Origin of the sequence: Sporomusa sphaeroides DSM 2875 (assembly GCF_001941975.2) — a bacterium.
In the GTDB taxonomy this organism is placed as follows: domain Bacteria; phylum Bacillota; class Negativicutes; order Sporomusales; family Sporomusaceae; genus Sporomusa; species Sporomusa sphaeroides.
On record NZ_CP146991.1, the window covers coordinates 4,278,737 to 4,300,296 of the forward strand.

The window sequence follows — 21,560 nt, forward strand, 5'->3', positions numbered from 1 at the left end:
GTTTTTTAGCTTATCTGCATAAATAGCGGAGTTAATCTGTGATATGCTATAAAATTGGCTATTTGCTTCCAAAATACATGGTCACAAAAGGATAGTAGTGCTGCTATCCTTTTAAGATTCACGGCTAAGGCCGTTAATTTGGCTTGCATTGACATGCTTTTTAGACCGTACCCTCGGGCACGATCTAATCCGTGGAAACGCTTCATTTCCCCATTTTTCCACTCATGACTGGCTCGTTTTTTGTACTTAAGCTTGAACTGAGTAGTCTTAGTCATTTGACTATGTTCATAATATTGAGCATTATGTTCACCGACGCCTAGTACTTTTTTCTTAACGTTTTTGCCTGCACATTCGAGTAGTTTGGGGCATTGAATACACTGTGATTTATCAAAATGATATTTATAAATGTTACTTCTATTTTTATATTTTTGATACACCTTTTTATAGGTGTTATTACCCATCTCACAAAACCATTGATCACTGTCTTTATTGTAAGTAAATCTGCCCTCGTCTATTTTGTAGACGCAAGGATTTACTGGAATGATAGCTTTAACTGAATCGATTTGTAGGGTATCTAAAATTGTTTTTCGAAAATAAGCTTTATCTCCATACACCTCTTGTATGGTCAATCCACATGCTTTACTTCGCTGATAGAGTTCATCAAATTTGCTACCATCTACATAGGCACCGTTATCAACTGTTACTGCGGTAATAATCCTCGCTTCTGGAATCATTGCAAATTCTACTTTATATCCGTAAAAACTGTCTGTTTGCGATTTGTACCCCACACGAGCATCTTTATCTACAAGTGACCGGATTCCTTTTTGCGCGATAAATTTAGGATCTTGTAATACTTCCTTTGCTTCGTTAACAGCTTTTTGGCTGCTGGGCAGAATGGAGAGATCTACATGGTTTTCCGCTTTACTGATTATGGTTTCTAAATATGTCTTCATAATCTGCTTCGCTTCGTTGTGGTCCTCTATGAGCTTGTAGTTAGGAACTTCGCCAATTAGCTCAGATGGGATTTCTCCGTTTTCTTCCTCAATAGCCTTTATGATTTTTCTGGCTAGATGCTTCATGATTCTTTCTGGTACTTTTTTTATTGTATTGGCATGGGTGTGAGTAGCGTCCATGCTCAGTCCGGTCCCTTTTATAATGCCTTTTTCTATACACTGGCGGACTACTTCCTGAATAATATCATCCACACTTGTTTCTTTTAATCGTTGTCTCCTAAACTTGGTAAGTAGACTGGCTTCTGGCAAATCATCTTCGGGATTTAGTCCCAAAAACCACATATAGGCTAAGTTTAGTTTAGCTTCTTCAATGACTCTAACATCGGATAAGTTATATAGATATTGCAAAATAAGTAACTTTGCTAGCATTTCCGGCTCTTTAGCAGGCCGCCCCAGGTGCTTACAGTATGAATCTTTCAGTAAATCGTTAATGAAACTAAAATCAACATGGGCTCCAATTGTCTTCAGAATATGGTCATTGGGAATTCTGTCATATAACACGCTATATATACTTAATTGGTGAGGCACATGTCTAAGCAAAGCAAATCCCTCTCCTTTCCGGCAAATATCTACAGTTATATTTTACCATAATAGAGGGATGTTGCTCTATTTATTGACTTTTTCAGTGGTTTCGGACATTCATTTTGCTTCCCTAATATTTATTCGGCATCCACGATAACTTGGACGATGGTGTTAATTGACTTACAGCTTTTTCCCAATATAAAATACATATCCATAATACTGTTTGTATTTTGAATATAAGGCTGCTTCACGCCTCATAAATACGATCATATCCTCGACAGTTTTATCTCCCGCATGTTTTTTCAAAAATTCCTCTTGCCGGGCTTTTTGAGGAATAAAATAATTGTCTATCCAACAGCATTCCGGCAACGTAAATGTGGAAACAGGAATATAACCCGTTTTTTGCATGATGGAAATGTTATGCGCTATTGTGCCAATTTCAGGAACTGCAGCCACCCACCACTTCTCAATTTCAGCAGGACGTTCATCGGTAAACCACGACTCATAGGTTATGACAACATAACCATCTTTTTTAAGGAATTTCTTCCAATGATTCAAGCCTTTTTCAAACCCTATATTGGCAATAGCCCCCTCAGACCATATAAGGTCGAATTCATCATTTTGAAACGGCAAATTATCCATGGAACCGACTATACCTTTTATTCTGTTCTGTAAACCAAGTTTTTCGGCTGTTATGTTGAGCCTGTCAATCGAACCGGCGTAAAGATCGAGAGCAGTGATGGTTGCTTCTGTATTTTGTGCCAGCACCATTGTTTGCGCTCCTGTGCCGCAGCCTAAATCGGCAATTTTTGCTTTGCTTGATAGATTGCTGATAAAACTTAATGCCCTGATAGTTTCTTCAGGGCTGCCGGGTCCCTGTCGTTCAAGTTCTGTGAAAAATTCATTGATGAGTGCAAATTCAAATTCGCCGATTGTTATATCTTCCATTATTCTTGCTCCTTATAGCTCATAATCATAATTCAAGTATATCCTGTTTTTTATATAAACGCTTCCTACTAAACAATACAGTAACAAAAAAGCGACATGGTACATTAGGTGTGCCATGTCGCTTTTAGGGTTCAGCCATTATTTCTCATTTTGAATAATCTTATACACCGTCTTTGGTGATAAATAATAATCTGCTGCCAACTGCTCAACAGATATACCGTTTTTGTATTCATCGAAAATAGCCTTATTGCGCGTACTCAAAAAATTTCTGGTGTTTTTCAACTCACCCCAGCTTTTTTTGTTTTCTACCTTCCGGGGGATATAAAGATATTCTCCGTCAATATATTCTTGTATTGCCGCAATCAATTTGTCAGGCAATACACAAATTGCATTTTTATAGCCCATTGTGCGCCTCCTATTATAGTAAAAAAATAGGATGGTGCAAGGACTATCTTTACTGGGAATTTATGCGATAGTCCTTGCGCCGCACAGTGCCGAGGTCAGTTTACCTTTGGTTATAAGTCACCGCTCCTTTCGCTTTCATCGATTTATTGTTCTTGTCTTCAATATGCTCTTAAATGTTTCATTTCGCTGACGGGCATTTAATTCTTGGCAACTTTCGATGAACCGACAGAAGGGGAACGGGCTTGCTGATATCTGTTTATGTCGAGAACCCCGTCCCTTTGACAGCCTAGGCCTGCCGGAGCTGTTTAGCTGCGATTGTAAGGCGATATGTGAATTTGATTATTGCCGTCTACGGAACTAAAGAAGATTGCTTGGGCAGTGGGGATGCCCCGGGCGTTGAGCTGAGCAGCAAGCCATTCTTCTGTCAGCTGGAGATCGTTTAGGGTCTGGCGGATAATCTTTCCCTCAATAATTACCGGGTGGGCAATTCCGGCGCTAAGTGGCGCGACTCCCAGTTCCTGCAGGGTCGCAGGATTTTTTTGCGGTTTTTTGTAGACGGAAAGGCGGCCGTTGGCTTCAATGATTGCAATATCCACATCAGAAATATTAAAGATTCCTTCGCCCCTTAAAAACTCCAGAATATTTTCCAGGGAATCGTTGATTTTCCGGAGGTTCTTTTCCAGAAAGACGCCGTCCTTAATTACAATAACCGGCGCAAAGGTGATGAGCTTTTTGAATCTCTGGCTTTGCAGTGTAAGCCCGGCGACAATTCTTTGCAGAATACCGACAACCACAATGGCGAACGCCACATACCAATGGTTGATGTCAGGCTCGGCAATGTCTGCGCCTACCAAAGAGCCTAAGGCAAGAATAATCAAAAAATCAAAAACCGGCAGCTCGCCGACCAGGCGCCGTCCCATAAACAGGGCCACAAACAGTAACAGTGGGAAAATCGTAAAAATCCGTCCGGTGATGCTAAGTAGGTCATAGACTGTTTCCAGCAGCAGACACTCCTTCCCGGCCGCTGATTCTCTGAACCCCCGTGAAACGGGGGCCTGACCACCAGGCGACGCATTACTTATGGAAGTAGTATCCCGCGTTCCGGAGATACTATACCGGACACCCTTGCCCCACGTATTGTTTTGCAGTGAGCAGAGCAGCCGCTGTTCTTCCGGACTTAACCTGGTTAGTTGTCCCAGAAAAGGTTTATCTTCCACGCTCCAGAGAGCACGGTGCTGAAGCAGGATGCTTTCCTCCATGAGCAGCGAACGTGTTTGCGGCAGGAAGCTTCGGACTTGATCCAGTATGGCAAACCCATGGGTATCGAGATCGCCCCAATAATAAATTTCTTTCCGCCGTTCAATAAACTTAGTGTCAATCCCGGGAATATCCAGTTGCCACAGGTATAACCCGCAACGGGGATTTGTGGTATGTTGGCAGCCCAGTCTGTAGTAAGTTTTAATGTTTTCCTGATATGCCGGGCAACTTCAGCAACATTATCATGAATATTTGCCGATTGAACGAAACCCATTAAAATCTGCATGCAAGGGTTTTGAATCAACTTCTTCACAAAGAGTCAAATAGCAATATCAACAATGGTACTATCGATAGAAAAGATATTAAAAAAACAGAAACGAGCAGCAAAATCACAATGTTTTCTGCTCGACTCGCTTTTTATTTATAATACCGCATATCAGCAATAAAGTCATCTATAAACCCAACAAACGCTTGCGCATTGTCTAACTGTTGCTGCGCTTCGGCTTTGCTAACGATGTAAAAATCGTCATAGTCTGTTTTGTTTCTTACTCGAAAAGCATTCGCTATCATTTGATAATAGCACGCATCAATTTTTTTGCTGGCTATATAATGCTGATTAAAATAGCCAAGTATGCTCGAATGCTTCTTTGAGTCAAAACTTTCAGGATATACGATATTTAGCTAACTCTAACATCTCAGCTTGCATAGAATTCAACACCTTCGGTTTTTACATTCCGATAGAACGGCAGAAAAGGCACCCAATGATGGAAGTGCTCATAATTTTTATCAATAATTGACGGAAGCACTCCATATTTGATCGAAATGTCTGTAATAACTTCGGCAATCACGTTATTATATTGATTTAACTCGGAATCATTTAGGTCAACCAAGACCATTATGTCCATATCTGAATCTTCTTCTTGCTCTCCACGAGCATAGGAACCAAAAAGGATTACCTGACGAAGCTTGCTGCCAAAAATATCCTTCATACTATATACTATTTCATTCATAATAGCATTTACATATTCTCTTTTATCTTTAGCAACAGCCACAGCCTGCCCCTCCTTATCCCTGAGTCTTATCTACACATTATCATTATATCCAAAGTAACGTCAAGTTAATTCTTTATAATAGCCACAAGGTGTCAGGAGGACGGGGTTAGGACACAACATGCTTTTTGATTGTTGTCAGCAACCCTCATCAGACTGTGCGAAAGCGGCGCTATAAATGGCCAAGAAACAAAAAAGTACCCTGGCTTTATTATTCATTTGTAAAACCAGAAACAGTGTTTTATTATAGCTTTCTCGCTTTAAATTTTCTTCGGTTCACGTTAAAATCCTCTACTCCCTGCTTTCTTCGTCTGGTGTCTGGTGTTAGGGGGACGGGGTTTGTGACACAACATGCTTTTGATTGTTGTCGGCAATCCCGTCAGACTGTGCGAAAGCGGCGCTGTAAATAGCCAAGAAACAAAAAAAAGTACCCTGGCTTTAAAAATCAGGCTACTCATTTGTAAAACAAAACGGTCTTTTTTATTAGCTTTTGCTGCAAAGCTCAGGATATTACACAAACTTGACACCAAGTTTCTTTAGCATGGTAAAGGTATCAACAAAAGAAACAGAGAGAGCATTACAAGCATCAGGTATTTTTATCCTTTTCTTGCTGTTTATAGCCGGCATTTCAAGTGTTGTAACTATATCACCGTGGGCTGCCGCAAAGGCTACAATCCAGGCGTCAGCAACAGTGGCAAACTCTGCTCTTGCCTGTGGCGTAAATCTTTCTTCGTCCGCAGCCCACTGCATAAGTTTTCTATATGCCTCTATTGTTGTAGCGTCGGTAGTAGGGATAAACGAACAACCACAGGCTTTTATCCATTTTGCAAGCTCGTCATTTCCCTTAATTAGCTCAGCTTGTACACGATCAACGCATACAATATTATCAGCACCTACGTGGTTAACAATCTCGCCCCAAAACTTAGGTGCTAAATCAAAAGCGTAATACCTGCGATAGGCCTCAATAAGAACATTGGTATCGATAACAAATCTCATCAGTTCATACCTCGTAACCGATAGAATTTGCAAACTCATCGAAGGTTTTCCCGCGGAGACCGGTTAACTGATAAGCTTCAGAATAAAGAAGAGAACCTTCCTTGGTTGCTAATATAACACTTTCGGCAAATCGCTTGCCGATACGGAATTTTTGATTAGCAAAAAAGTTCCCGCCACCGCTTTGAGCGGCTTTAGTTTTTCGCTCCTCAGCCTGGTAACGCTCATAGAAGCTAAAAAAAGCAGGTTTATCAATAAAGGCAAGATCTAAAGATCTGCGAGCAATAACGATTTCGCTAACCTTAAATTTACGGGCCATATGCTGAAAAATGTTATCCGTTTTTTCAGCCTGATCCCAGGCAACTTTGAACTCGTATGCCGGTACTAAAAACTCGGCTGCTACCTGATCGCATTTGACTTCAATGAGGTCAGCAGACGGCAAAGAGCCACGGAGGTCAAATGCTGCACTGTAACCAAAGAATACATGGGCTAGTTCATGGGCAAGGGTAAACATTTGCGCAGCTTTACCATCGGCGCCGTTAATGAAGAGTAACGGGCTGTATTCATCAACTAGCACAAAGCCCCTAAACTCCTGTGGATCAAGTTTGCGGTGCGTATTATTACCGACAATACCGTTAACCACGACAAGGATACCAATATCCTCGATTGTTTCACGCAAGAAGTTCAAGGCATCTGTCCATGTGGTATGTTCGGCAGCCCAGTCTGTAGTAAGTTTTAATGTTTTCCTGATATGCCGGGCAACTTCAGCAACATTATCATGAATATTTGCCGATTGAACGAAACTTAGAGGGTCTGCTCCCCGTTCGATTAAATAATCTCTCAACCAGTTTTGCCTGGATTGCATTGTCTGAATTGTATCTATCAAATTTACGCTAGCTTCATTGGGTTCCTGCTGAGAATCCAAAGTGCGATAAAGTGGTATAGGCAGCATTTCTTTCGGCGGCGCCTGCAGAAAGAAATAGCCAAATGGCGTATAGGTAAAAGCAGCAAAATCTTCAAGTTGTTTAAAGGATGGTTGATAGCTTTCTGCTAGCCATTGCTGCACTTTAGGAAATTTATGCTCAATTTCCGACATAGAACGACCCGATCTTTTAATAGCCCATTCCAACAAAACAGGTTTAATTGCCACTCTGACCACCATTTTGGCCCCTCCTTCCACATCATAGCTTGATAATGTAAAATATTTACTTTCAGCATACAAAAATCACTGTTACAAGTCAAGAATAATCTGACGCCTATAATGCCTTTGCCAATATATAATATGGTTAATTAAAAATAATGTGATTGCAGCGAGTTGCTTACCACTGACGCTTGATGCCCCTGACATTATATCTTTTCTTTCAGTACTTCCTTCAACAATTCCAACGCACTCTCCTCGTCAGGATTGTTAGTGCCAAGTTCGCCCCGGAAAGCGCGGGCCAGAATTGCTTTTTTCATATAGTCGATCTTATCAATGACATTACAGAGTTCTTTGGCCTTCTGCTCGTTTGCCAAGAGGTTGTCGAGGATGCGGACGATTTCTTGTTGTTCTTGAATTGGCGGTATTGGAATCTCTAAATTTCTCGATTGGGTTATAGAAATGTTCGCTTGACCTACCACCCCTTTAGTTTCATTAATTACTTCATCAAGTGTTTCACCATTGATTAAACAATAAAATAAATATTTAGCATCAACGTAATCTATCGGCCTAAAACGCACAATTGCTTGATTCATATTCCAAAATGGATAATTATTTGGTATTATTGCAATCTTTCTTAAAGGCGGACCAACAATATTCATTACGATATCATTAGGCTGAAGTATTGAAGATTTTAGTTTAGTCGTATGTGTACTTTCATTAATAAACTGAGACTTATAATCGAAGTCTATTTTATTATTAACAATGTTATAAACTTTTAAAAACGGTATTTCACCTTCTGCCGATATATTTTCTGTTGGTGTATTACCACAAGTAATCGTATCGCAAATCATTTTTGCTTTTAGTTTGATCCATCCATTATCAGATAAATTATCTTCAAGGCTCCATTTATCGAATAACTCACTTATGTCTTTTTTATCCTTACCGTTCTTAGTAATAATAAGACGCTGTTCTTTTATTGTTTCATATATTTTATCTAATGTATCTATTTTGTTTTCTTCACGCCATTTCCTCGTCAATTCCCCCGTAAACGCTTTATGCAGTATTGCCGATTTTCTGTTTTCAAAAGAGTCAAGGGCATGTTGTGCAAGCTCCTTGGCACGGTCTAACTTTTCGAAAAGCGATTCGATTATATCAACGATTCTTTGCTGCTCGGCGAGTGGGGGGAGGGCAAATGGCAGAGAATGCACCTTCTCTGCCGTAATGCCTTTTACAGTCGTTCCCGATGCCATGTTTTCAATCTCAGAAATCATTAGTGTGAAATAGCCCCATAAAAACAAAGAATTTATTGGTAGTTTCTTTTTAATAACTTTTAGATCTTGATTTATGGCAACATCTACTGAAGCAATTGAGCTTTTTCCTGGTGAAATACGAGTTACAAGTATAACATCACCTGGTACAGCTAAAAAGGTAGAGCTATTTTGAAATCCTAATTCGGTAATGCTATCTTCAGTTTGCATAAGATATCTATCCTTTATATCTTTGACTGAGGCCCACAATATCGAACCATTCCAAAATTCCCTTACGGCTTTACTAGGCGTTCCCCCTCCTTGAAGAGACATAACTGCTCCGAGCCTCGTCCACACCCAATTTCCCGGCACGTCATATGGCTTATCCTCATCCTTAACCAGTGCCTGTTTCAGCAGTTCCTCAAGCGATAGCTTTTTCTTTTTCGCCATTACTTGTCACCGCCCAGGCTTTTCAACTCTTTTACCACACTCAAAATCAAATCCACTGCCTCTTCCAGTTGGGCAACCACTTCTTCGCCACTTTCTACCGGGTCTTGTAGATCCTCGTAATCAAGAACGCTGTCATCGCGGATTAAACCCAGGTCCAGGCTGTCGCCCTTTTCGGCTATTTGCTCCCTTGTGAACACACTCCAGCGCACATCCTGGATGGCCTTTCTATCTGGGGCAGTATAGGCTTTGATGAAATCCTCAAAATGCTCCTCTTTTAAAGGTGTCGTCTTGCCGAAGCTCTGCATATTGGTGCGCATATCATAAATCCATACCTCTTTGGTATTGCCTTTGTCAGTTGTACCACGGGTAAAAAACAGCACATTGGTTTTAACACCCTGCGCATAGAAAATACCGGTAGGCAGCCGTAAAACGGTATGCAGGTTACATTTGTCCATGAGGTCAGCGCGGATTTTGGCCCCATCACCATCGGTAAACAGCACGTTGTCTGGCAATACCACCGCTGCTCTGGCCTGATTGTTGGCTTTCAGCGACCGGTAGATATGCTGTAAAAAGTTCAATTGCTTGTTGGAACTGGGATAGGTCAAGTCATCACGGGTGGCACGCTCACCGCCTTTTTTCGTTCCGAACGGCGGATTGGTCAGTACCACATCAAAGCCTTTCATGCTCTTACCTGCATTGGACAAGGTATCACCTAAGACAATCTCCCCTTCGATATCGTGCAGCATAGCGTTCATAAGCGCTAGTCGGTGTGTATCATGCACCAGCTCGCAGCCTGTGAAGGCTTTCTTCTGCTGAAACTCAATCTTCTCCACTGAACCCAAGCCAAATAGGTTGTCAGTTTGTTCTTTGATATGCTTGTCTGCAGCAATCATAAAGCCGAAAGTACCGCAGGCCGGGTCGTTGCAGAGCTCGCCGGCTTTGGGGTCGATGAGTTTTACCATGATGTCAATTAAGACGCGCGGCGTGAAATACTGCCCCGCCCCTGATTTTTTCTCGTTGGCGTTCTTCTTTAAAAGGCCTTCATACAGGTTTCCCAGGCCTTCTTCCTTAGCCGAATACCAGTCAAGTTCATCAATGGATTTTATGATCTTTTCCAGGTTCTTTGGTTCATCAATATTGGATCTGGCACCAGAATAGATTTCTCTGATTCTGCCGGTACTTTCATTACCTAGGTGGCTTAACAGAGCATTATAATATTTCAATAACTCCGTACCTTGTTTTTTCGCCAGGATATTCCACCGATACTCCTCGGGAATTGGGTCATCGGTTCCGGTTTCTTTGGCCATTTTGAGAAATAAAATATAAGTAAGCTCGGTAACATACTGATGATAGGTAATCCCGTCATCTCTAAGTACATTACAGAGATTCCACAGCTTTGCTACGATTTCTTGATTTGTCACTTGTTAGGCGCTCCAATCTTCATATAGATAGTCATTGAGTTCTGCGATGATTTGCTCTAGCTTGTTGCCAAATATTTTATTAATAACCTTATAGCCCCCCTTAGATTTGAAAGCGCCGGTTTCAAAGGTTTCCGGCTCCAAAATGCTTTCGTGCAAAAGGTGGTTTTCAATTCTGCCCAGCCAGTCTAACTCCATTTTACTAAAGTTGTGGTTTTTCTTGAGCTTAGTAACGGCGTTCTTTATCCGTTGTTCATGGCTGATAAGCGGCGAGCCAAGAGCCTGCTGACGGATAAAGGTAATAATGTCTGCGGCTATATCCTCATTGCTGACCTCTCGCCAGGCCGAGTTTAACTGTACCTCAGTAAACTGGTTGCGGTCAAGCTCAAGTCGTAAGCTTTTTAACGTATCACGGGTAAGCTCCTTGGGTCTTGTGCAGACAATGGTAAGGGCGGCAATCTTGTCCTTATTATCGACAATGAAGCGTTTGAATTCCTCCAAATAGTCTTCCGGCTTTTGGGCATTGCCGTAGCCGCGGGTATGATAGACCAGTTCGTCTTCCTTGAAAGAAACGACGACCGGTCTTGCCGGATTATAGCTGCCTTCATTGAGTAATTCAAACAGTCGTTTATTGTTTTCGATATACGCTGCGGCTTTATTTACCGGCAGCGACTGCAATGTGGCAATAAACTGGTCCGGATTTTTACCGTCAGCCAGATCAATAAAGTGTTCCAGTATATTGCCGCTTACTTTTCTTTTAGCCCGTTGCAGCTTGGCAATAATAAGATCAATCTGGTTTTTCTTTTGTGCTTCTGCCGGTAGTGTTGCCAACCCATTGATCAGATCTTCAAAAGAGGCTGCTGCATTGGCTACGACCGGTTTCATTGTGTTCACTGGTTCTAAAGACTCATAAACACCCACAGGGTCAAATATCTCAAAATGGGTTTTGCCGATATCCGGGCAAAGGCGGGTTGCCCGTCCCAGCATTTGCTCAAACAGAATCCGCGATTTCACCCGGCGCATAAAGACAAGGGTGGCAATTTCGGGAATGTCTATACCGGTTGTTAAGAGGTCAACCGTAACCACCAGGTTGGGATATTTTTCATTTTTGTATTTTTTGATGGCTTCTAACACTTTCTTTTTGTTGCCGCCGCCGACTGAACCGGTGATTTTCATTATAGCGTCATTATCTACGCCATAATCCTCATAGATCTCTTTCAGCAGCTTGACAACAAGGTCGGCATGCGCATCATCGACAGCATAGATAAGTGTTTTGCCCTGGCCGTCCGGATTGATATATTTTGCGATTTCTTGCAGTACAGTCCGGTTAAACGGCTCGGTTATGACTTTTCTATTAAAACTCTCAATGTCAAACTTGAGTTCGTCTTCCAGTTCGTCGTTATTGGTAATCTCGCCGGTAACGGGGTCATAGATGGCAACAATGTCCCCTTTTTTATAGCAGATGCCATCAATAGACAGCTTGGTTTTCAGGTTATGCGGGGCATCATGGTCAACCAAGTAGCCCTCAATGACGGCTTCCCGATAGGAGTAGTTGAATACCGGCTTGCCGAAGATTTCGGTGGTATGCAGCGCAGGCGTTGCCGTAAGCGCAATTTTAACGGCATCAAAGTAGTCGATCACTGTTCTGTATTTGCTGATATAGTCCTCTTGATTTCTGTAGAGAAGCTCATCTTCACCCATTTCTTTATCCAGAATATAGCCCCGATGCGCCTCATCAACAATAATAAGGTCATAATCCGAAACGGCCGGCATTGTTTCACCATCATTATAGAGAATCCGCTTTACAAGGCTTTGAACGGTGGCAACATGAATCTTGGTTTCTCTGTCAATCTCTTTATCGTCAAGTCCTTTAATGTTATAGATTTCATCAAGGGTCATTAAATCTTCGAGCTTTACTTCTTTAAATACGTCCTGGGCCTGTTCTCCCAAGGCCGACCGGTCGACCAAAAACAATACTCGTTTAAAGCGGTCGGCTTTAATAAGCCGGTAAATCATCCCTAAAATAGTTCGTGTCTTGCCTGTACCTGTAGCCATGGACAGCAGCACCGTCTGCTTGCCATCCAGCACGGCCTGCTCAGCGGCTTTAATGGCCCTAATCTGATAGTCCCTCAAATTAAGACCGTCTTTATCGGTTAATAGGTCATAACTCGTGTGTTGCAAATCCTGATTGGCTTTATCAATATCCTGGGCAAATAACTCCATTACGCCTTGGGGACTGACCCAGCCTTGCAATGCTTTGGCTATATTGGTCGATTTCCGGGCATCTAAAAACCAAATGCCAGACTTGGTTTCCAGTTGTTTTAAATATTTTCGGCCATTGGTGGCAAAAAGGAAGGGAGCTTTATATTCTCCCCACCGGCCAAGCAGATAGTCTGCGTGTTCGGCTTTAATGTTTTTCGCATAATCTTTGCATTGATAATCAATGACGGCAGGAATGTCGGCAAAATGCCGCTTGGCCTCTACGACCCCTACTAGTTGTGTGCCAACAAATAAGGCATAATCCACATAGCCGTTGCCGCCAACAGTTGAGTCAGTCGGCCATTCTGCGATGGCTAAATTTCTCCCCTTCTGCGGCCTTGTTCCTTGCGAATACCGGATAGTGAGGGTGTCAGCCTCCCAGCCGACTTTTCTTAGCTGCTCATCAATGAGATAGCGGGTTTCTTTTTCCGACAGATTGATCTTCTCGGCTGTCGAATGGCTTCTTTTTCTCCGATCGGCAAGAGAAACTGCCAGTTCATTAGCAGTAGTCTTGCTGATAGTTTCAGTAAGTTTTTGAATTTTTTCTTCTTGCTGTTTTATTACTGTGTTAAAATCAATATTTTTACTTGTATCTTCAGGCATAGCAAAACCAGCAGGCTCATAATTCCAATCCCCATAGGTCTGCATAAACCAGACACCAAGTTTATAGGCAAACCCGGTTAATATGGAGGCTTGTTCTATTGACTCATAGCCATCATGGGCGGCTTTATTACGAGCCACTCTAAGAGCATAGAGAATATTGTCAATATCTTTGGGCAAGAGACCTTCATTTTTGAGTATCTTAATTCGATTGGCATGGGTATTATCCATCTGGGGTTCAGCTAAGTTATCCAGGGTGAAAATTAGCCGGACTATGGTCTCGGCAAATAAGCCTAATTTGATCAGGCAAGAACTGGAGTCTGTGTAGATATACTTTTCCGCCATCAAGCCAATAGAAGCTAGTAAGGACCATCGCTCTTCTAGAAATGAAAAATTAGATTTCAAAAAGTCGACCTCCTGTGCCTTGATAAATACCGCTAACCTTTAATCACTTGCAGGTCTTATGTGACCCATACCCTCTACCCTTCTACAAAATAATCAGAATCAATCCGTTTAATCTCATATATAGTCTCGGTAGTCACGCCAACACCATAATCAATCATCAACTGTGCTAATTGAGTTCCGTCAATTAATACGATCCGGTTACCTATTCTGGTGGCTACATCGCGGGCTGTTGCGGTAAAAGCGGAAGTAGTAATAAAGATTCCTTTATGAGCACCCTTCAGTTGCAAGGCCCCAATAAATCCTTGAATATCAGGACTCCTAACAGAATTCTTCCACCGTTTAGCCTGCACATAAATGACATCCAGGCCTAAGCGGTCTTCTTTTATTATCCCATCGATCCCTTCATCACCGGACTTGCCAACTACCTGCGCGGCATCTTCCCGTGAACCGCCGTACCCCATCTTCAGTAGCAAATCCAGGACTAAGTGTTCAAAGAATTTTGGTGACTGGTCGGCGATTTGCTGTAATAGTTCATCAGCTAACGCATTTCTCAATTCCTGATAATAGTTATGAAGCATTTCCCGTGGCGTTTTGTCATTATTATCATCCGGTATAGACTGGTCATCCTTGGGCCGGACTTGCTGTTTAAATTCCCTAAACTCAGGAAATTGGCTCAATATGCACATATCAATGCGGGGAGGTTTTTGTAGTAGCAGGGTCCGCCCCCGTTCGGTAATACGGAATTGTCCGGATGCTATCGCTTCAATAAGCAGTGCTTTTTTTAAATATGTTCGGGCCCAACCAAGGCGATTATAAAAGATAGACTGTAAACCAGACGGCAATTGGCGGGTACGTTCCTCTTCATCCAGTTGCATTTGGTCTGCTAATACCTGATGAAGCTCTTTTAGCGAATGCACGTTACCATCAGCTAACCGCTGCAAAAAAGGCAGCATAATGTCTTTATAGGTTGGCATAGTCATAGCAAAAAACCTCCAGGATTCCTACAAAAGTCAAGTTTTAAAAGAGACTTTAAGCAAAAGGTCTCACACCGCAATGAACATAATTAAAGAAGCTACAAAATAGTTGTATTGTTTATCATTTTATATTCCCGTAAGAAGACAAAAAACCTGCCAACTTACGTTTGCCTTCGCCAAATTTGCCTTTGAAAAAGCAAGGGGACATTCAACTTACTTCTTTGAAATTTTATTTGACCTACAGCAGTAAATTCCGGCCATTAATTCCTTAAAAAGAATACAAGTTTTTACATTATATACGGGAAATTAAGTAAAAAGGAGCAAGCGCTTCGCTCTACTCCTTTTCACTGTTTTAACCAGGAAGCTTCCAGAACCTGCTAACGGCCAATCAGTAGGATATTATTATCAAAACAGCGAATGTACTTTAACAGTGTTTCATACTATCACAAGTTGAAAGGAATACCTGCTGTCATGTTGAAATTACTGTTAACTTTGCTGTCCAATAAGCAACTGCATACTCTTGCCTATATACTCACAGCACTTGGCCCCAATAAATCGCTTACACTGGCAACCAGCTGTTTCCGGCTGTTCGTCCAGCTGCCAAAGAGCAAGATATTTTCCTGTCTCTCACTCCTGCTCCGGCCCCAGTATTTCCAGGATGCTATTACCCTGCTGCTGCTAACCTTATTTTCGCCATCTGCCAGAAGGCATATTTATTCCCCACGCCGCTAGGCAATAGGGCATTGCAAACTCCGTATCGTCTATAATAACGAAATCTGCTTATACTATCTGGCATATGCCGGATTTTTTTTTGCTCCGGCCCTGTACTCTACGGTTCGTTTATTGATAGTATCCGCGATATCCTCTAAACTTAAATTCGGAGGTGCTGCTAATGGATTGCGATAAAATCGGCAAGTTACTCTATGACCTGCGAAAAGAAAAAAATATGACCCAAAAACAATTGGCTGACTTAATGAACATCAGTGATAAAACAATCAGCAAATGGGAGCGTGGTCTTGGCTGTCCGGACGTTTCGCTGCTCCCGGAGCTGTCGCAAATACTGGGAGTCAATATTGAGGATATTCTGGCAGGCAAGCTTGATTTAAATGAAGCTATGGGAGGAAATATGAAAAACCTCAAATTTTTTGTCTGCCCGCAATGCAATAATCTCCTGACAGCAACAGGGGATGCCAATATCTCCTGCTGTGGCAAGAAATTAGAAGCCTTGTCTGCAGCAAAGGCAAATGAGAGTCATGTATTAACAATAGAACCGGTGGAAGATGAACTGTATGTTTCGGCTGCCCACGAAATGAAAAAAGAGCATTATATATCTTTTGTCGCTTATGTCACAGGCGATAGAGCTGTTATTGTAAAACAGTACCCTGAGTGGAATATGCAATTCCGGTTCCATAAGTCAGGACATGGCAAGCTCTACTTTCATTGTTCAAATCATGGGCTGTTTTATCAATTGATTTAAGTGTGTAAAATTAAGTGTGTAAAAATTAAAGGAGACAGACTTGCTATGCCATTTGTGCCCGCAAATCTGTCTCCTGTCTTTTTAGCCTGTCCCACTTGCTCACCCAGCAGGCAACCCCTCCAGACTGTCTCTATCGCTCAGGCCCAGCCCTGCTGTTGCTGTATCGGAACGACAGCTGCCGGCTATTATCAGAGATTAATCTGTTCTATGAATATTGCCGAGAGAGACTCCGGGCGACTTATAGCGCCTAAAATATTTGGTATGAGACAGTGCCGACAATAACGCCGCCAGTGGTTTTATCCGTAAAACATGATGCAATAGCCGGTACATCAGTGCCACACTGCTCAGGATATATACATATTGTATCAAGAACCAAATGCTCCCTGGCAGCTGGCCGATGAAACTCCAGCCAAGGTTACCGGAAATCCAGAAATAAACAGGAATTGTTCCAATATAATTATAGAGAAACAAGGTAAAAGGACTAACCTGAATCGCCTGTTGGGGGCAGAAATTCATACAGGCCATGCAGCTGTCACAGGAGTAAGTCCAATAGGGCTTATTCCCAAGCATCTGTATCGATTGCTTGGGACAAATCTGTTTACACAAACTGCAGCCATTGCACTTGTCAGAGGCAAAGAACAATTTAGCTAACAGCATCTGACCAATTATTAAATAGCCGAAAGAAACACCGGCCAGTAAAACGCCGAGTACCAAAGGAATAAAGCCATTATAAAAAGAGCGCCCTAATGCAATTGTCTGAGCAAGCCTTTTTACTTTTTGCTCTCCTCTATCGACGATAACCTTAACATTTTTATCACTTAATCCCCAATGCAGGGCTGTCCAGTTAGAGGGCATGTCGATAGCGGCAACTCCTCTTACTTTGTATCCCCGAAGCCACAATAGCACAGCGATAAGATATCCTGCCGTTCCCTCCATTCCAGGTAATGACAATCCTAGTATCCTTGTACCCGCCCGCGTTGGCAGCAGTACAGCATGGACACCATTACCCGCTGGCAGCCGGAATATATATTTTATCATTAACCAGGGAGCGGTAAAACCATGTGTAGGATAGCTGAATACCAATAAATCATTATCTCCGACAGTAACCGTTGCCTGTTGTTCTCTTATCTGATGAAGCCCGGTGTGTATCCCCTCCATTGATTCGGAAAACCATTTGGCAACCTTATAGGAGTTTCCTGTTCCAGACATAAAAAATGCCGTTATCCTGGCATACAACTTATCACCTCACTAACTTTCTATATACTAGGATCAGTTCATGTAACTTTTAGCCTATACCAGCAGCTGTTCAAAATAAGTTATCGTAACATATTCCGGCGCCGGGGGTAAAACAGTTTCCCCCAGCGCGCATACGGCTATCCGGTAATTTGGTTCCGGTTTATATTCCCGAAACCTGCCGCCGCTCCGGCGGCCGTCTGTCAGACATTCAAGCAGACCATCACCTGTTGTTCTTAGCGTAAGGGAAGATGGCTCGATGCTCAGACCTTTGCCCACTGCCTTAACAAAACTCTCTTTTAATGTCCAGATACGAAAAAAATAGTCAACCGCAGCCTCGTGCTCCAACTGCTGATAATAAACAAACTCTTCCGGCGAAAGCACCATCGCCGCCACAGCAAGGTCCAGCGTCCTTTGCACCTGCTCCACATCTATCCCTACCGGAACGTTAGCAAAGGCGCCGACTACCCAGCAACCGGAATGCGAGATATTAAAATGAAAATCCGGTGCAAAAGACAAATAGGGTTTACCGTACTGATTGGTTGAAAAATGAATCTCTTGGTTTTCAATATGAAGCAAATCGGCGATTGTTTTTCTAACCAGCAGTTCGCCGCACACACTTCGCAGCCTATCTGCCGGCTGACGCAAATCTCCAATCCTGTTTGCCCTTTCCCGGCATAGTAAAGGCAGAAAGGGACGATAGTCATCTGCCTTCAGATCCAGCTTTAGCGCCAATACTTTCATCTGCGATACTCCTTAACCACCTTCTAATCAAAGGTTCGCTACTGCATCAGATTCCGGTACAAATCATGAAGCTGCGTCGATGGCCTGAGACCGAGCTCTTTCTGCAAAATAGCCTCCGCCTTCTGATATTGCCTGATTGCCGCCGTACGGCTGCCCTGACCGGCATACGCCTTCATCAGCAAGGCATGCGTTTCTTCCGCAAAAGGATCTTCTTCCGCCACAATCTGCAAATGGGTTATTGCTTGCCCATACGAGCTCAGCTCCAGGTAGTGACGCGCCAGGCTCATCCGGATTTCGGCATATAGCCGCTTTAGCTTCTCCCGGCTGTGGAGCAGCCAGCAATAATCCAGGGCTGTCAGATAATCCCCCCGGTAAAGCGCCACCGCCTGTTCCAGACAGGCCTCGCGTTCTTTCGGGGAAGTCTCCTTGCGCAGCCCGGTGGCTGCAAGTTCCTCAAACCGCTGCGTATCACGGCACACACTGTCCGGTCGCAGGCTGTAGCGCTTGCCGCTATAACAAAGAATATCCGGACAACCTGCCTTGCTTAGCAGCTTCCGCAGACGATGCAGCGTAACATGAAAAATATTGGCAGCGTTTTCCGCATCCATATCCGGCCATAAGTCCTCCTGTATCCGCTCCCGGTCGACCGGTTCCCCCTTGTGAATCAGATAAGCCAAAAGGTCCTGCGTTTTGGCGGTGCGCCAGCCGGTTTTGCCCAGTTCCACGCCCTGCAGCAGAACCTTAAAACCACCCAGCATGTTGACCTGCAGCAAAACGGCAGGCAGTTCCGCATAACTTGCCCCCGGCACCGCCGGAATACCCAGGCGCCGGGCCGCCAAACGCGCCGGCTGTGAAACCGCCGCAGCGGCGTCACCGGTTAAGCCTGTGATGAGAGCAATGGCCTGATCACCGCGGATTTCGGCCAGCGGCGCGATGACCCGCAAACGGACTTCCGGATCGTTGTGCCCGGCCAGGCGTGTAAGCAGCGACAAAGCCTGTTCCCCCTTGCGCACCAGAATGCGCTGAACAAACGTGACTTCCGTTCCGCTGGTCAATCCGATTTCCAATACCGGCTGCAACATCTCATAATGGGTCAGGAAAAGCTGCTGGCATTGAATCCGCGCAGCCAGTGCCAGCGCTCTTTGAGCATAAGCCTCAGCTCCCGCGGCTTCTCCCTCGACTGCGCACAGCCAGGACTGAAAAGCGCAGGCATGAGCAAGCCCTTTGTTAAAACCTATCTCTGTTAAAGCCTCAATTGCGGCGGCGAGCATCTCCTTGCCTTTCGCCATACTCCCGGTCTGCACAAAGACCGTCGCGCCGACCGCACGGCACACTGCCAGGGCAAGCCCTGCCTGCGGCTCCGCGATGGCTAACGCCGCTTCCGTTTTGAGACGCGCCTCTGACAATCGCCCCTGCAAATCCAGGGACAGCCCCCAAAAAACCAAATTCAAGGCCCGGAAAAAATGCTCGCCGTTATGCTCCTGCAAAAGCCGGTTTGCTTTTTCATGACATTGTTCAGCCAATTGCCATTCCTGCCGGTCGGTATGCAAACCGGCCAGTTGCAGGTATGCCGAGGGCAAAGCTTCGGCAAGCCCGAGATTTTCCTTAATGGCAATATTACGCCTGGCATACTCCAGTGCCTTCTCCAGTTCTCCCCAGTCCTGGTAGATGCTCGCAATGCTGTCCTGTGCGTAATAACCGGGCAAAACCCGCTCCGGCAGCAGGCTGGCTCCTTGCTGATACTGGTGCAGTGCTTTCGGATATTCGCCCTGCATATAGTAGATATTGCCCAGCCCCTCCAGCAGATGGGCCATTAAATAATTGTTGCCGCTGCTCCGGGCAGAGGCGAACGCTTCCAGCAGAACAGCTTCCGCCTCCTGCAGCCGGCCAAGCACCAGCAGAATCAGTGATTTTTCCATCGGCAAATCAAACCGCTGCGCTCTTTGTTCAGGCGGTATCTGGTCAACGACCTGTTCGAGCAGTTCCAGGCTTTGGCTGAAAAGTCCGCGGCAGCGCCATATCCGGGCCTGCAGCAAACGGCTCTCAGTCAAACCGCCCTGATTCCCCTGCGCAGCAAAACTTGTCTCCAGGCCATCCAGCCACTCTTCCGCTTCCTCCAGACACCCTTTGTACACTTCAACTGTCGCCCGGAGATAACGCAGCCAGGGATCGCGCTTCAGCCTTTGCCTGTCCAGGCTGTCAAGCCACCGGGACACTGTATGCCAAAGCCCCTGACCAAGCGCCCGGAGGCCGGCCTCCCTAACCGTATCACATAATATTTCCATATCCCCGGCAGCCCGGAAATATTCCACTGCAGCGTTTAGCTCCCCGCTTTGCAGGGCAAGCTTACCGGCCTTACACTGCCAGAGCGGACGCTCCTCCCCTAACCGCTCCAGCAAAAATTCCCGCAAAAGCTGATGGTAACGGTATGCTTCCTCCGGGCATTCCAGCCGGCTGAGCAGCAGTTCCCTTTTATGCAACACCTTTAGCAGCCGGTGCGAATCGTCCCGCTCCAGCAGCCGGTCACAGGCTTCGGCGGTGATGACATCCAATACCGAAATGGTTTGCATAAAATCGACCAGTTCTGCCGGCTGCCGGGCCAACACTTCCTCTGCCAGGTAACCGTGCAAATCGGCCTCTTCTCCTGCCAGCAGGCTGAGTTCGGAGCCTTCTTTATACATATTGGCCGCAAACGTTACAGCCACCGGCCAGCCGTTGAGCCTGCGAACCAGAGCTTCCCGCTCCGGCGACAGGCAGCCGGGACCCCTGACCGGCAAAAACGCCTGTACTTCTTCGTCTGTGAATCGCAGCTGTTCAGCCCCTACGGTGAGCAGTCCGGCTGTGTCCCGCAAGCGGTAGGCATTAAACGGCGGCAGGGTGCGGCCGGCAATCATAACCTGGATATGCTCCGGCAGATGCAGCAGCAAATCTTCTACAAACTGATGTACAAAAGAGTTGGTAATCACATGGTAATCATCCAAAGCCACCAGGAGCGGAACCATTTCATACCGTGACAGTTCCCGGACAAAGGCGGTAACAAACAGCCGCTGCCGGCCCGCTGCTCCGCCGCCAAGCAAGGGCAGCACCTGGGCGCCGAAACCGGCCAGCGCCTGCTCCAGGCTTGCTGCCAGATAACGCAGAAATACCACCGGATCATTGTCATATACGTCCAATTGACACCAGGCCAGCTTCCGGTCCATTGCTTTCGCTGCCTGCAGCATGGCCACCGTCTTGCCGTAACCGGCAGGCGCTGTTAAAAACGCAACCTGGCACCCGTCTGTTCCGGCAATTCTATCGGCGATTCTCGGTCTGTCCAGCATGCCGCCGCGCTGCGGCGGCATGATTTTGGCAAGCAGCAATTCGTCCATGGCTCTCTCCCCCCGCTGTTGCGTATTTATTGTATATTTTAATTTTTCAGCACAGGC

The 21,560-nt window shown here is 44.7% G+C and carries 15 protein-coding genes; 1 reads left to right on the top strand and 14 read right to left on the bottom strand.

Annotated elements, in window-relative coordinates:
- Positions 1–5: 5 nt before the first annotated feature.
- The 11 genes from SPSPH_RS19685 to SPSPH_RS19735 all read right to left on the bottom strand — a co-directional run bounded on the left by SPSPH_RS19685 (position 6) and on the right by SPSPH_RS19735 (position 14,687).
- Positions 6–1,553: an IS1182 family transposase gene (locus SPSPH_RS19685; RefSeq protein ID WP_075756744.1), complete on the bottom strand. Its 1,548-nt coding sequence runs from the start codon at positions 1,551–1,553 to the stop codon at positions 6–8.
- Positions 1,554–1,715: 162 nt separating this feature from the next.
- Positions 1,716–2,483 (bottom strand): class I SAM-dependent methyltransferase, encoded by a 768-nt coding sequence (locus SPSPH_RS19690; protein WP_075757657.1) that lies wholly within the window; start codon positions 2,481–2,483, stop codon positions 1,716–1,718.
- Positions 2,484–2,621: 138 nt separating this feature from the next.
- The gene (locus SPSPH_RS19695; RefSeq protein WP_075757656.1) at positions 2,622–2,888 is read right to left on the bottom strand and encodes a CD3324 family protein; all 267 of its coding nucleotides are present in this window, start codon (positions 2,886–2,888) and stop codon (positions 2,622–2,624) included.
- Positions 2,889–3,193: 305 nt separating this feature from the next.
- Positions 3,194–4,351: a YetF domain-containing protein gene (locus SPSPH_RS19700; protein ID WP_338738136.1), complete on the bottom strand. Its 1,158-nt coding sequence runs from the start codon at positions 4,349–4,351 to the stop codon at positions 3,194–3,196.
- A 489-nt stretch (positions 4,352–4,840) separates the two neighbouring features.
- Positions 4,841–5,197, bottom strand: coding sequence for a nucleotidyltransferase domain-containing protein (locus SPSPH_RS19705; RefSeq protein WP_083945707.1), 357 nt, complete (start codon positions 5,195–5,197; stop codon positions 4,841–4,843).
- A 507-nt stretch (positions 5,198–5,704) separates the two neighbouring features.
- Entirely contained in the window at positions 5,705–6,190 is a 486-nt protein-coding gene (locus tag SPSPH_RS19710; RefSeq protein WP_075757654.1) for a DUF4411 family protein, read from the bottom strand.
- Between the two features lie 4 nt (positions 6,191–6,194).
- The gene (locus SPSPH_RS19715; RefSeq protein ID WP_181382946.1) at positions 6,195–7,349 is read right to left on the bottom strand and encodes an ImmA/IrrE family metallo-endopeptidase; all 1,155 of its coding nucleotides are present in this window, start codon (positions 7,347–7,349) and stop codon (positions 6,195–6,197) included.
- Positions 7,350–7,534: 185 nt separating this feature from the next.
- Complete coding sequence (locus tag SPSPH_RS19720; RefSeq protein ID WP_075757653.1) at positions 7,535–9,025, bottom strand: restriction endonuclease subunit S; 1,491 nt, start codon at positions 9,023–9,025, stop codon at positions 7,535–7,537.
- Positions 9,025–10,446, bottom strand: coding sequence for an N-6 DNA methylase (locus SPSPH_RS19725; RefSeq protein WP_075757652.1), 1,422 nt, complete (start codon positions 10,444–10,446; stop codon positions 9,025–9,027). Before SPSPH_RS19725 ends, SPSPH_RS19720 begins: the two co-directional genes overlap by 1 nt.
- 3 nt (positions 10,447–10,449) lie before the next feature.
- On the bottom strand, positions 10,450–13,707 hold the full coding sequence (hsdR, locus tag SPSPH_RS19730; protein WP_075757651.1) for a type I restriction-modification system endonuclease: 3,258 nt from the start codon (positions 13,705–13,707) through the stop codon (positions 10,450–10,452).
- A gap of 74 nt (positions 13,708–13,781) precedes the next feature.
- Positions 13,782–14,687 carry a restriction endonuclease gene (locus SPSPH_RS19735; protein ID WP_075757650.1) on the bottom strand — a complete coding sequence of 302 codons (906 nt, stop codon included), beginning with the start codon at positions 14,685–14,687 and terminating at the stop codon, positions 13,782–13,784.
- Between the two features lie 886 nt (positions 14,688–15,573).
- Here SPSPH_RS19735 and SPSPH_RS19740 point away from each other — a divergent pair.
- Positions 15,574–16,158 carry a helix-turn-helix domain-containing protein gene (locus SPSPH_RS19740; RefSeq protein WP_075757648.1) on the top strand — a complete coding sequence of 195 codons (585 nt, stop codon included), beginning with the start codon at positions 15,574–15,576 and terminating at the stop codon, positions 16,156–16,158.
- Positions 16,159–16,353: 195 nt separating this feature from the next.
- Here SPSPH_RS19740 and SPSPH_RS19745 read toward each other — a convergent pair whose 3' ends face one another.
- The 3 genes from SPSPH_RS19745 to SPSPH_RS19755 form a co-directional block, all read right to left on the bottom strand.
- Complete coding sequence (locus SPSPH_RS19745; RefSeq protein WP_233139187.1) at positions 16,354–17,367, bottom strand: EFR1 family ferrodoxin; 1,014 nt, start codon at positions 17,365–17,367, stop codon at positions 16,354–16,356.
- Positions 17,368–17,448: 81 nt separating this feature from the next.
- Positions 17,449–18,135: a 4'-phosphopantetheinyl transferase family protein gene (locus tag SPSPH_RS19750; RefSeq protein WP_075757646.1), complete on the bottom strand. Its 687-nt coding sequence runs from the start codon at positions 18,133–18,135 to the stop codon at positions 17,449–17,451.
- 38 nt (positions 18,136–18,173) lie between these two features.
- Positions 18,174–21,503, bottom strand: coding sequence for a BTAD domain-containing putative transcriptional regulator (locus SPSPH_RS19755; protein ID WP_075757645.1), 3,330 nt, complete (start codon positions 21,501–21,503; stop codon positions 18,174–18,176).
- Positions 21,504–21,560 lie beyond the last annotated feature (57 nt).